This window comes from Flavobacterium sp. LK-23 (assembly GCF_058135255.1).
On sequence record NZ_JBYUVT010000011.1, the window covers coordinates 84,466 to 97,768 of the forward strand.

The 13,303-nt window shown below is 33.5% G+C and carries 13 protein-coding genes; 8 read left to right on the top strand and 5 right to left on the bottom strand.

The window, feature by feature from the left end; all coding sequences use genetic code 11:
* Positions 1 to 89: 89 nt before the first annotated feature.
* Entirely contained in the window at positions 90 to 569 is a 480-nt protein-coding gene (locus AC3Y25_RS16320) for a DinB family protein (protein ID WP_095928477.1), read from the top strand.
* 47 nt (positions 570 to 616) lie between these two features.
* Positions 617 to 1,117 (top strand): DinB family protein, encoded by a 501-nt coding sequence (locus tag AC3Y25_RS16325; RefSeq protein WP_489903460.1) that lies wholly within the window; start codon positions 617 to 619, stop codon positions 1,115 to 1,117.
* Between the two features lie 48 nt (positions 1,118 to 1,165).
* Here the strand turns inward: AC3Y25_RS16325 and AC3Y25_RS16330 are convergent, their stop codons facing one another.
* A complete protein-coding gene (locus tag AC3Y25_RS16330; protein ID WP_427875527.1) occupies positions 1,166 to 2,125 on the bottom strand; it encodes a helix-turn-helix transcriptional regulator in 960 nt (319 codons plus the stop codon).
* 156 nt (positions 2,126 to 2,281) lie between these two features.
* Between AC3Y25_RS16330 and AC3Y25_RS16335 the strand changes: the two genes are divergently transcribed.
* From AC3Y25_RS16335 to AC3Y25_RS16350, 4 genes are all read left to right on the top strand, one after another.
* The gene (locus AC3Y25_RS16335; RefSeq protein WP_489903461.1) at positions 2,282 to 2,776 is read left to right on the top strand and encodes a hypothetical protein; all 495 of its coding nucleotides are present in this window, start codon (positions 2,282 to 2,284) and stop codon (positions 2,774 to 2,776) included.
* 128 nt (positions 2,777 to 2,904) lie between these two features.
* The gene (locus tag AC3Y25_RS16340) at positions 2,905 to 3,648 is read left to right on the top strand and encodes a prolipoprotein diacylglyceryl transferase (protein WP_489903462.1); all 744 of its coding nucleotides are present in this window, start codon (positions 2,905 to 2,907) and stop codon (positions 3,646 to 3,648) included.
* Positions 3,638 to 5,029, top strand: coding sequence for a radical SAM protein (locus AC3Y25_RS16345; RefSeq protein WP_489903463.1), 1,392 nt, complete (start codon positions 3,638 to 3,640; stop codon positions 5,027 to 5,029). The genes AC3Y25_RS16340 and AC3Y25_RS16345 overlap by 11 nt, the downstream gene beginning before the upstream one ends.
* Before the next feature lie 4 nt (positions 5,030 to 5,033).
* Positions 5,034 to 5,231, top strand: coding sequence for a hypothetical protein (locus tag AC3Y25_RS16350; protein WP_095928472.1), 198 nt, complete (start codon positions 5,034 to 5,036; stop codon positions 5,229 to 5,231).
* Between the two features lie 92 nt (positions 5,232 to 5,323).
* On the opposite strand, the gene AC3Y25_RS16355 is transcribed toward AC3Y25_RS16350, so the two are convergent.
* From AC3Y25_RS16355 to AC3Y25_RS16370, 4 genes are all read right to left on the bottom strand, one after another.
* Complete coding sequence (locus AC3Y25_RS16355; protein WP_489903464.1) at positions 5,324 to 5,941, bottom strand: outer membrane beta-barrel protein; 618 nt, start codon at positions 5,939 to 5,941, stop codon at positions 5,324 to 5,326.
* 239 nt (positions 5,942 to 6,180) lie between these two features.
* Positions 6,181 to 7,977, bottom strand: coding sequence for a translation elongation factor 4 (gene lepA, locus AC3Y25_RS16360; RefSeq protein ID WP_095928470.1), 1,797 nt, complete (start codon positions 7,975 to 7,977; stop codon positions 6,181 to 6,183).
* Positions 7,978 to 8,139: 162 nt separating this feature from the next.
* A complete protein-coding gene (locus AC3Y25_RS16365; RefSeq protein ID WP_379798511.1) occupies positions 8,140 to 8,841 on the bottom strand; it encodes an NUDIX hydrolase in 702 nt (233 codons plus the stop codon).
* A gap of 35 nt (positions 8,842 to 8,876) precedes the next feature.
* Positions 8,877 to 9,593, bottom strand: a complete 717-nt coding sequence (locus AC3Y25_RS16370; protein WP_489903465.1) for an NUDIX hydrolase — start codon at positions 9,591 to 9,593, stop codon at positions 8,877 to 8,879.
* A gap of 389 nt (positions 9,594 to 9,982) precedes the next feature.
* Here AC3Y25_RS16370 and AC3Y25_RS16375 point away from each other — a divergent pair, with 389 nt between their 5' ends.
* Positions 9,983 to 10,165 (top strand): hypothetical protein, encoded by a 183-nt coding sequence (locus AC3Y25_RS16375; protein ID WP_320495579.1) that lies wholly within the window; start codon positions 9,983 to 9,985, stop codon positions 10,163 to 10,165.
* A gap of 41 nt (positions 10,166 to 10,206) precedes the next feature.
* Positions 10,207 to 13,296, top strand: coding sequence for a SusC/RagA family TonB-linked outer membrane protein (locus AC3Y25_RS16380; protein ID WP_489903466.1), 3,090 nt, complete (start codon positions 10,207 to 10,209; stop codon positions 13,294 to 13,296).
* Positions 13,297 to 13,303: the final 7 nt, after the last annotated feature.

Here is a 13,303-nt window from a genome sequence, read left to right on the forward strand (position 1 = left end):
AAAATTTCATTTATTTTTTGCTGCTGACAAACTGTTGTCACTGGCCCATTTTACTTTTGAAGTATTAAAAATATTTAAACTTTAAAACCATGAAAACATTAGAAGCACAAGTTATTACTTCAGAAGATTTATTAAAACACTGGCAAGGGCACAGAGCACTTACACGTCGTTTGATTGAGATTTTTCCGGAGAAAGATTTTTTCGAATTTTCAATTGGCGGAATGCGTCCTTTTGCAAAATTGGTAGATGAACTTTTAGCTATTGCAGTTCCAGGATTAAAAGGAATTGTGACTAAACAAACTGAAGCATTTTCAGAAGGAAAAGACAATTTGATTTTCAAAGCGCAATATTTGGAAAAATGGGATGAAGCTACAGAAGAAATCAATAAATATTGGGAACAATTATCGGTTGAGGATTTTAGCGAGACCTTTAATCTTTTTGGACAATATGAATTTCCTGTAATTCAGAATATCCTATATTTTATTGATAATGAAGTGCATCATCGCGGACAAGCTTACGTTTATTTAAGAGCTTTAAATATCGAGCCACCGTTTTTCTGGGAGAGATAATTAATGATTTTTTACTAACTTAATATCAGAAATCTAAAACTAAGATTATGAGTTTAAAGAAGATAATGTCAAATTATGCAGATTATAATTTGTGGGTAAATCAACAATTTGTGAATTGGCTTTCGCCGAAATCAGATGAATTGCTTTATGCAGAAGTGCCGTCGAGCTTTTCTACTATTATGAAAACACTTGATCATATCTGGTCTACGGAAGAATATTGGTTTTCGGTAATTTCTGAAAATGATTTGGCAGAAAAGAAGCCTGAAAACGAATTGTCGAAAGAAGAAATATTTGCCAGATTGCTTAATTCGTCTACAAAATTGAAACATCTTATTAACTCATTATCTGAAGAAGATTTAATGAAAGAAGTTAAAATCGTAAATCCGTGGTTTGAGTGCGAATTGCCCATTTCCGAATATTTAATCCAAGTTATCAATCATGGAACGTATCATCGCGGTCAGATTGTAACAATTGGGAGAAATGTCGGAATTACAGATGCTTCAAACACCGATTATAATTTTTATAATGTAATTAAGACTATGCAATAATTAAAAAAACTCCCAAAGATAGAATCTGAAATTCTCTTTGGGAGTTTTTTATAAAAGTCTTTTTTTATTGATTTCTAATAATTCTAAAACTCTAGTTTTTAAAGATTCTGGTTCTAGGATTTTGGCATAATCTCCAAACATTAAAAACCATCTCGGAAAACCATCTTGCAAACTATGAGACATAAATGTCATTTCGATTTCGTCGCCTACTTCTTTTTGAGAAATAAAACCGTGGTATTTCCTCTCTGTGGCTAAGTATCGTGCTATTTTTTTTTGAACCAAAATTCGAACTTTTGTTGTCGGAATCGTTTCGGTTTTGGTCAAATATGTTTCTAGAGAATCATGTTCGATTGTAAAATCAAGCTCTGTTTTTTTTATTTCCTGAATTCTATCGGTTCTAAACTGGCGATAGTCTTTTCTAAGATGGCAATAACCTAGAAAATACCAATTGTTATTATCGTGAAAAACACCTACAGGTTCTAAATTTCGTTGCGTAGTTTCTTCTTTGTCAAAAGTTTTATAAGTTAAAAGAATTTGTTTTTTCTCTGCAATTCCTTCAAAAAGAACAGCCAAAGTATTGGGCGAATTATCATTAAACATAGGTTCTGCATCCTGCATTACAATTCTAGATTCGATGCTCGAAAGATAATCTTTGTCGTTACTTCTTAAAACCGATTTCAGTTTGTACATCGCCGAAGCGTAATGCGTTCCCAAAGAAGGATCGGTAAATTTTTGCATTAATTTTTCGGCAGCAATAAAACTGCTTACTTCTTCGCGCGTAAACATTACTGGCGGGAGTCGATAACCATCCATCAATGCATAACCAACTCCGGCTTCACTATAAATAGGAACTCCCGAAGCTTCCAAAGTTCGAATGTCTCTATAAATTGTCCTCAAACTACATTCAAAACGATCGGCTAATTCTTGTGCTTTTACAATCTTTTTAGATTGCAATTGAATAAGAATAGCTACAATTCGGTCAAATCGTTTTGGAGTTTCGTCAAGCATTTTTTTTAAGATTCTAAGGTTCTGATTTGCTGAGATTCTAATTTTTTTTTGTAGAGATTCAAAGATACAGTTTTTGGTATTTTTTAATTATTAAAATATGAAAAGGTACTTTTGAAAGGTAATATAGAAACATTATTAAGTTATAAAAGACCTTATATGATTGATAACTACACTTTCAATGAATATGAAAAAAGATTTGAACCTAAAGAAACTACATGTGCATATTGCGAAGAATCGCAAATACAAAACATGAAAGACACTCACTTTGTAGCACTTTATGTTACTGACGACCGTACTAATCTTATTGTGTATAGATCCGTAAAATATTCAAAATTATTAATTGGGATTCCAAGATGTGCGTCATGCAAAGAAATTCATGATAAATCTGTGAGTAAATCCAGATTAATAACATGCATGATAGTTCCACTTTTATTGGGACTTTTGTTTTATTATATTTCGACTTTAGGCGTGTTTCTTTTCATAGCAGGTTTTTTTTCCATTCTTTTTGGGGGATTTTATGGATCGCATAAACTCACTCATTTTTTTGTGGCAAAAGAGAATGTTTATAATTTACATGATGGTACTGATAATGATAGATTTATTCAAAATCTAATTTTGGATGGGTGGTCTCTAAATCAGCCATCAGCATAATAAAAGCAAAATTTATTGAAATAAAAAAGCTGTTCTAAACTAGAACAGCTTTTACTTTATAAGTCAAATGAATTTAAACATTTTTTCGCATCTTTACAGAATTATAGTACTAAATCTTAGCGTAAAAAATGAAGTTTCCTTTTGAACCAGTTATTTTTGGTTATGAAATCAATATCCATTTAGTTTTAGAATATCTGGCATTTTTTTTAGGATATCGTTATTATGTTTTTTTGAGAAAAAGAACCAATGATACTATTGTTTCTTCCAATAGATTATCCATTATATTGGGAGCTGCAATTGGAGCTTTTTTGGGTTCTAGAATTATGGGTTTTCTAGAAAATCCTGTTTTTCATCTTGATGCAAGATCAATTTTAGAACTCTTCAATGCGAAGACCATTATGGGAGGATTGTTTGGCGGACTTTTGGGCGTTGAAATTGCTAAGAAGATTATAGGAGAAAAAGAATCATCGGGCGACTTGTTTACCTTTCCGATTATTCTAGGAATTTTTATAGGTAGAATAGGCTGTTTTTTATCTGGAACCAATGAGTTTACTTATGGAAAAGAAACAAATTTTTTTACGGGTATGAATCTTGGCGACAATATTATGAGGCATCCAATCGCCTTGTACGAATTAATTTTTCTGATTATTTTGCTTTTTGTTCTGAAGAAATTAAAAAGCAGAAATATAAAAAACGGACTTATATTTCAGTATTTTATGATTGCCTATTTTGCATTTCGCTTTTTTGTAGAATTTCTGAAACCCAATTATTTCCTGATTTTTGGAATAAGTTCGATTCAGATTTTATGTTTGATTTGTCTGCTCTATTATAACAAAACAATTTTAAATTTATTTGTAAAAAATGCCAGTTAGAAAATATACTTATTATGACTTTACATTAAGCCTTTGTCCAGAATGCTTAAAGAGAATTGATGCTAAAATTGTTTTTGAAGACGAGAATGTCTACATGCTTAAAAGATGTCCGGAACACGGAAGTTCTAAGGTTTTGATAGCTGACGATATTCAGTATTACAAGAATATCCGAAACTACAATAAACCATCTGAGATGCCGTATACTTTTAATACAAAAACGGATTATGGTTGTCCATACGATTGTGGTTTATGTCCAGATCATGAACAGCATTCTTGCCTTACAGTTGTTGAGGTTACAGATCGCTGCAATCTGACATGTCCAACTTGTTATGCTGGTTCATCGCCTAGTTATGGGAGACACAGAACTCTTGAAGAAATAAAAGCAATGCTCGATACGGTTGTTAAAAATGAAAAAGAACCCGATGTAGTGCAGATTAGTGGAGGAGAACCAACCATACATCCTGAGTTTTTTGAAATTTTGGATTATGCAAAATCAGTTCCGATAAAGCATTTAATGCTAAACACAAACGGAATTAAAATTGCAAAAGACAAAGAATTCGTTCAGAGGCTAAAAAGCCATGCTCCAGATTTTGAAATCTATCTTCAGTTTGATTCTTTTGAAGATAGTGTCTTGCAAGAATTGCGTGGAGCCGATTTAAGCGAAATAAGAAAACAGGCATTAGAAAATCTAAATGAAGTTAATTTGTCGACCACTTTGGTTGTTACGCTTCAAAAAGGATTAAATGATCATGAAATAGGTAAAATTGTTGAGTTTGCACTAAAGCAAAAATGCGTTCGAGGCGTTACATTTCAGCCGACTCAAATAGCGGGTAGATTGGAGAACTTTAACCTAGAAACAGATCGCATGACATTAACCGAAGTTAGAAGAAAAATTCTGGAGCAAACGACTGTCTTTAATTCAGATGATTTGCTTCCTGTTCCCTGTAATCCTGATGCTTTAGTAATGGGCTATGCGTTGAAGTTAGGAGACGAAGTTTTTCCGTTAACGCGATATATTAATCCAAACGATTTATTAGACAATAGTAAAAACACTATTATTTATGAGCAGGATGAAGTGCTTCGCGGCAAAATGATAGACTTGTTTAGTACAGGAAATTCTGTAGAAGTAGCACAAGAAAACTTGAAATCGATATTATGCTGTCTTCCTAATATTGATGCACCAGAATTAGGATATGACAATCTGTTTAGAATTATTATCATGCAGTTTATTGATGCCTATAATTTTGATGTTAGAGCAATAAAAAAATCATGCGTACATATTGTCAATAAGGATAATAAAATAATTCCTTTTGAAACCATGAATTTGTTTTACAGAGATGATAAAGTAAAAAGATTAGAAGAATTAAGAACTAACATATAAGAATATGACAGCGCTAGAAGTAGGTAATTTAAGTGGTTTGGTCGCAATTTTTGTAGCGATAATGGTTGGCCCACCAATTTTAATGACGATCATTGGTTTTGCAGTTAAGAAAAATAGTCCTAATGGAGCAAAGGTTTGTTTTATTATTGGAGCCCTATATCTGATTATTGGATTAGGAATATGCGGAACACTTCTGTCCTAAGAAAATTCAAAAATCAATAGAATTTCTTGACAAATAAAAAAGCTGTTCCAAATTGAAACAGCTTTTCGATCGTTAAATCGCAAAAAAAAAAATTAAAATCTATACAAAACTCCAAATTGAGGTTGATTGAAAATGTTTTCAAATAAGTTGATGTTTAATTGAAAAGTATCAGACGATGGACCATTTTCTGGAGATACGCTATTGTAAGCCAAAACATTTGCTAGAACAAAAGTTACTGCAATATTTTTAGTCACAAAATAATTTAATCCAACATTGATGTCAGCTGTTAAGCTATTGTCTGTATCGCTGCCAACTTGAGGAGCTTCAGTTTTGTTTCTTCCATAACCCAAACCAACTTCAGCATAAGTTTTAAAACGTTTTTTGTCTAACTCCAAGAAATAATAACGAGCAAAAGCGCCAACTCCAAAAACATTAGTTTCTATCTGAGTAGTTTCTACTTTATTACTTGAGTAATTTAATTTGGCTCCAACTGCAAATTTATCATTTAACAAATAGCCAAACTTTGGACTAAAGCCATAGTAATCTGCGTCACCGCCTGTACTAATTTTAATAGAACCTTCAAGAAACATATCTCCTTGTTGAAAAGTCACACCTTTTGCAGAATTCATTTCAGCTTCAGCTTGATCTTCTTGTGCGTTTGCAAAACAAAAGGTAAAAAGGGCTAAAATAACTGATAATTTAGTTTTCATAATCTTAAAAAATTTAATTGTTTGTAAGATTAAAAATACATTTACTGTTCTTAAAAAACCTTAAGTTTAGTTGAAAGCGTTAAAAAACAATTTATTAGGTTAATATTTACATAAATTAGTAAGTTTTTACTTGTTTTAATTTGAGTTTAAAAAACGTAATCTGAAACAAAAAACCCGACAACTTTCGTCATCGGGTCTAATCTATATTCTTTGTTCTTTACTCTTTTATCTAAAAAAAACTAGTCGTTCAATTTCAAAACAGCCATAAATGCTTCTTGCGGAATCTCAACGTTTCCTACTTGACGCATACGTTTTTTACCTTTTTTCTGTTTTTCAAGCAATTTACGCTTACGCGAAATATCTCCACCATAACATTTTGCGGTAACGTCTTTACGAAGTGCTTTAATCGTTTCACGAGCGATAATTTTTGCCCCAATTGCAGCCTGAATCGGAATGTCGAATTGCTGTCTTGGGATAAGTTCACGCAATTTCTCGGTCATTTTTTTACCGATGTTGTAAGCGTTGTCTTCGTGAATCAATGCAGAAAGTGCATCGACAGTTTGAGCATTCAAAAGAACGTCCAATTTAACCAATTTCGAAGTTCTCATTCCAATAGGAGAGTAATCGAAAGAAGCGTAACCTTTAGAAACCGTTTTTAAACGATCGTAAAAATCGAATACAATTTCTGCCAAAGGCATATCAAAATTCAATTCAACACGTTCCGTTGTTAAATAAGTTTGGTTGGTAATTAAACCACGTTTTTCGATACATAAACTCATTACGTTTCCAACGAAGTCAGATTTAGTAATGATAGTAGCTTTAATATATGGCTCTTCAACTCTATCCAGTTTTGAAGGCTCTGGTAAATCTGAAGGATTGTTTACAATTAACGCTGTTTCAGGATGTTTTTTGGTGTAAGCCAAATACGAAACGTTAGGAACCGTTGTAATAACCGTCATGTCGAACTCACGCTCTAAACGTTCCTGGATAATTTCCATGTGAAGCATTCCTAAGAATCCGCAACGGAAACCAAATCCTAATGCCGCAGAACTTTCAGGAGTAAAAACTAATGAAGCGTCATTTAATTGTAATTTTTCCATTGAAGAACGTAAATCTTCGTAATCTTCTGTATCAACAGGATAAATTCCGGCAAATACCATTGGTTTTACATCCTCAAAACCAGTAATCATATTGGTAGTTGGTACTTTTGCATCTGTAATCGTATCACCAACTTTTACTTCACGAGCTTCTTTAATTCCAGAAATCAAATAACCAACATCTCCAGCCGAAACTACATTTTTAGGAACCTGATTTAATTTTAAAGTTCCAATTTCGTCAGCAAAATATTCGTTATCTGTAGCCATGAATTTAATTTTCTGGCCTTTTTTGATTTCACCATTTACAACTCTAAAGATTACTTCAATTCCGCGGAACGGATTGTAAACCGAGTCAAAAATTAAAGCTTGTAATGGCTCTTCTGGATTTCCCTTTGGAGCAGGAATTTTTTCGATAATGGCAGCAAGAATGTTCTCAACACCAAAACCAGTTTTTCCAGATGCGTGAATAATATCTTCTAATTTACATCCTAATAAATCGATAATATCATCACTAACTTCCTCTGGATTTGCACTTGGCAAATCGACTTTGTTTAAAACCGGGATAATTTCTAAGTCGTTTTCAAGAGCTAAGTATAAGTTTGAAATCGTTTGTGCTTGAATACTTTGAGCTGCATCAACAATCAAAAGCGCACCTTCGCAGGCAGCGATTGATCTTGAAACTTCGTATGAAAAGTCAACGTGACCAGGAGTATCAATTAAGTTTAAGATATATTCTTCACCCTTGTATTTGTATTCCATCTGGATGGCATGACTCTTAATGGTAATTCCACGCTCGCGCTCCAGATCCATGTTGTCAAGCAATTGTGCTTTTTCTTCACGAGCTGTAACGGTTTGTGTTGCGCCTAGTAATCTGTCCGCCAATGTACTTTTACCGTGGTCAATGTGTGCAATAATGCAAAAGTTACGTATCTTCTTCATTTTATATATCAGTTCTCTATAACGAGTTTTAGTATTTTTTGGGTGTAAAACGGCCTAAAGCAATTGCTTTAAAGCATGATATTAAGGCACAAAGATAGCGCAAAGTTTTGGATTCTGGAATCTTGATGTTGGATAGTTGATTGGAAAGAATCAAAAATGATATTAAAATTCAAAATTGAATCCTTTTTCTGTTAATTTCTTATACATTTCGGGGTCAAATTTATAAAGTTTGGCCGCTCTGTGCGAAACATCTTTCTGCTTTTCATCCAATGCTGTCAGCAGTTTCATGTGAAGCACTTTTCGTCTAAAATTAGATTTATCCAATTCGATTCCCAAAATTTCTTCGTACAAATGCATTAATTGCAATAGCGTAAATTTTTCTGGAAGAAGGTTAAAACCAATTGGAGCCTGACGAACTCTATTTCGCAATTGCAATAAACTGAAATCAAGAATTTCGTTATGATCAAAAATCAAATCTGGAATTTCGTTTATCTTGAACCACTTTGCTTCAAAAACCTTTAAACTGGCCTTAATATTATAATCTTCTCTATTGACCAAAGTATAATAACCAATGGTAACCACACGTCTTTCCAGAACACGTTGCGGATTTGTAAAGGCTTTTAATTGTTCCAAATATATATTTTCAAGACCCGTAAGTTCTTGTAAAATTCGTTGGGCAGCATTGTCTGCACTTTCGTCTATTTGAAGCCATCCGCCAAGAAGTCCCCATTTGCCTTTACTTTCTCCTTCGGCGTGCTGTACCAAGAGCACTTCGAGGCTCTCTTTGTTAAATCCGAAGAAAACACAGTCAATCGTGATTCCGTCTACTGCTGGTTTGTGTTGGTTAGTAGTTATTTCAGTCAATTTGTTGTTGTCGTGTTAGTATTGTGTATTGAAAATTAAAATTCAAAATTGAATCCTTTTTCAGTGAGTTTTTCATAGATTTCTGGATCAAACCTGTACAGTTGAGCGGCTCTGTGCGATACATCCTGTTGCTTTTCGTCTAAGGCAACCAGCAGTTTCATATGAAGAATTTTTCTTCTAAAGTTGGGTTTGTCCATTTCGATTCCTAAAATTTCTCCATACAAATGCATTAACTGCAATAAAGTAAATTTCTCTGGCAATAAATTAAAACCAATCGGTGTCTGGCGAACTTTATTTCTAAGATGCTTTATGCTGTAATCCAGAATTTCGTTGTGGTCATAAATCAAATCTGGAATTTCATTGATTTTATACCATTTCGCATCAGAAGCCGTAAAACCTGCTTTAATGTTATAATCTTCTCTTTTTACAAGAGCATAATACCCAATCGTAATAACTCGTCGCAACGGAAAACGATCTGGATCTCCAAATGCTTTCAACTGTTCTAGGTAAATATTGTCAAGACCTGTAAGCTCATTCAATAACCGATGAGCGGCACTGTCGGTGCTTTCTTTTTTATAAATCCATCCACCCGGAAGTCCCCATTTCCCTTTACTGATACCTTCGGCGTGTTGTACCAAAAGTACTTCAAGACTGCCTTTGTCAAATCCAAAAATGACACAGTCAATTGTGATGGCATTCATCGCACTGTTTTCATTTTTTAAAGCAGTTTTGTCGTCTACATTTTCAACCATATATGAGATAAATTTTGACAAATTAAATAAATAAAATCATTAGTAACCTTTTTGAAAGCCTTATATTTTTTTTAACGAAACAAAATTTTGATAATCAGTCGTTTAAAAATGTGCTAAAAAAGGGTTCTTTTTAAATTAATTCTTAAACGACTGATTGTCAATTTTATAAAACGTTGATTTTTTTATATTTTTTATTTCAATTCTCGTTCAGATTTTACAACATTAATAAAAATGGATTGGTATTAATCAGAATCGAAAAAAAATAACCCTAATATTTTGTTAATATAGAAAATTTGTTTTACACTTGTAGTCAAATTTACCATAAGATAAATTCAAATTGACTATAAGTAAAAAAGAACAAAACTACACTTAACTTAAACTTACCACAAATGTTTTTTTTAGAAATTGATTTAAATCGCTTTTTGATGAGATTACCATCATCAGATTTTGCCCAAAGAATCGATTTTAAAGTTGTTTATAGTCTGCAAGTACTAAATGTTGGAAAAGAGATTCAGGCCCTCTTTTTTGGCATGACCTGCTTGGGAAGTTTTTCCGGATTTCTCCTAGGGTAAAAAAAACACTAACTATAACTTAAACTTAATCAATTCTTATTATGAAAAGCAAAAATTGTATTAAAACAACAAAGCTTCCATATTTTATGGCGGTGCTGCTTAGCGTATTTATGATGCAGTTTGGATTTGCTCAAGAATCCAAAACTGTAAGTGGGACAATTACCTCTTCCGAAGACGGATTTGGAGTTCCAGGAGCAACTGTACAAGTACAGGGAACAAAATCGAGTACTGTTACCGATTTTGATGGAAAATATAAAGTGGAGGCTAAAACAGGAGATGTTTTGGTAATCACTTTTGTAGGTTTCAAATCGCAGAATATCACGGTTGGAACTCAAAAAGTTATCAATGTCGTTTTGAATCCAGAAACTTCAGAACTTAAAGAAATTGTAGTAATCGGTTACGGTACTCAAAAGAAGAAAGTAAATACTGCAGCAACTTCTTTGGTGTCTGGAAAAGACATTCAGCAGGTTGCGAGTCTTGATGTTGTAAATGCTTTACAAGGTCAAGCTTCTGGGGTTTCGGTAACTTCATCTTCTGGACAGCCAGGTGCGAATATGGTGGTAAATATTCGTGGAGCAGGTACAGCAGGAAACAGTGATCCGCTTTATGTGGTTGATGGTGTAGTAGTGGATAATGGAATTGGATACCTTGATCCTTCGGTAATTGAAAGGGTTGACGTTTTGAAAGATGCTTCTGCAGCTTCTATCTACGGAGCAAGAGCAGCAAACGGAGTTATTTTGGTTACTACTAAAAAAGGAAAAGATGGTAAAATGAATGTGTCTTTCAGTTCTTATACAGGTTTTCAGCAAATTGCTAAAAAACTGGATTTGATGAATACGCAAGAGTATACAACAATAATGAACGAGGCTCGTGTAAATTCTGGATATGCGCCATTATATACTAAAGAGCAAATTGCTGCATTTCCTGACCATGACTGGCAGAAAGATTTATTCAACGAAGGTGCAATGAAACAAAATCACTCTCTTTTAATTACGGGTGGTGACGAAAAATCTACTATTGCAACTGGTTTATCTTACTACGGACAAGAAGGTATGATTGGAGGATCTACTAACCAATCTCAATATGATCGTGTTACTTTTTCAGTAAACTCGACTTCTGAAGTTATTAAAGGATATTTGAAAATTGGTGAAAACTTCACTTTATCAAATATCAAATCTAGTGGTGTTGCAGATGATGGTATTTACAGCAACGCAATTAGATCTTTCTTAAATGCTGCTCCAATTGATCAGGCTTATGACGAAAATGGAGATTTTGCACGTTCTATTATTTCTCAAGATATCAGCAACCCAGTTGGATCTTTATACTACAACAACTTTAATCAGACTAAAACAAATCGTTATGTAGGTAACATTTTTGCGGAATTAAAATTTGCAAAAAACTTTACTTTCAGAACTAGTTATGGTGTTGATATGACAGATAGCAATTACCGTTCTTTCAGACCAGTTTATTCGCTTTCTTCAAATGATAATAATACAGTTTCTAGCGTAACTCAAAGCGCGACAAAATCGTTAGGATGGATTTTTGAAAACACACTTCAATACAAATTCAACATTGCCGATTCTCATAATTTTGATGTGTTAGTGGGTACTTCTGCTAAAAAGAATACTTCTGATTATATGGAAGGGCAAGGAAGAAACTTAATTTTTGATGATTTTGAGCATGCTTATTTAGATAATGCAAAAGATCCTACATCAAATGTGGTAAAAGGAAATCGTAGAGATTATGCGATTCAATCTTACTTCGGACGTTTATTGTATGATTACAACAATAAATACTTATTCTCTGCAACAGTTCGTCGTGACGGTTCATCAGAATTTGGTCCAGATAACAAATATGCTATTTTCCCATCGTTCTCTGCAGGATGGAATTTAGATAAAGAAGCTTTCTTCAAAGAAAACAAAGTTTTAAATACTTTCAAATTAAGAGCAAGCTGGGGACAAAATGGTAACGACCAATTTGCTAGAAGATTTGCTTATATGTCAACTGTAAATTCTACAGACAAAACATATCATTTTGGAACTGGTGACGAAACCCTTTTAGTAGGTTCAAGCCCTGACCAATTAGCAAACCGTAACTTAAAATGGGAAACTTCTGAGCAGTTAGATTTAGGTTTTGATGCTACTTTGTTCAACAACTTTACTTTAACTTTTGATTACTATGACAAGAAAACCAAAGATTGGTTAGTATTGGCCTCTATCCCAACTTATGCTGGAGCAACTGCACCTTACATTAATGGTGGAGACGTAAGCAATAAAGGTTTTGAAATTGGTTTATCTTACCGTACACGTTTTGGAAAAGATTGGAATTTTGCTATCAATGCAAACCTTTCTCGTAACCAAAACGAAGTGTTGAAAATTGCTAACAACGAAGGAATCATTCATGGAGAATCAAACGTTTTATTCCAAGGTCTAGACGAAATGAACCGTGTTGAGGTTGGAAAACCAATGGGCTATTTCTACGGATTAAAAACAGACGGAATTTTCCAAAATGCTACTGAAGTTGCAGCAGGTGTTCAGCCAAATGCACAGCCAGGAGACGTTCGTTTCGTAGACTTAAACGGTGACGGAAAAATCGATGCAAACGATAAAACTCAAATTGGTGATCCAAATCCAGATATTAATTACGGGGTTAACTTAGAATTATCATACAAAGCTTTTGATTTCTCTATTAATACTTACGGTATCGCTGGAGGACAAAACGTTTTTGGAGTTCACGATTATACTCGTGCTTATACAAACAACACTACAGAAGTGTTAGGAAGATGGACAACTGAAGGAACTTCTAACAGAATTCCGAGAGTTACATACGGAACAGATGATAATGGTAACTATACTAAATTCTCTGATTTGTATATTCAGGACTCAGATTTCTTCAGAATTAAAAATGCTACAATCGGATGTGATTTAACTAAGCTTACAACAAAACTTAGTTTCTTCAGTAAATTCAGATTGTATGTTGCAGGAAATAACATTTATACATTCACAAAGTACAAAGGAATGGATCCAGAAATTGGTTTCGGAAACGTAAATCAGTCTTGGGCTAAAGGTATTGATGTTGGATATTATCCTCAGCCAAGAACCTATTTAATGGGTCTGAATGTTAACTTTTAATTTTTGA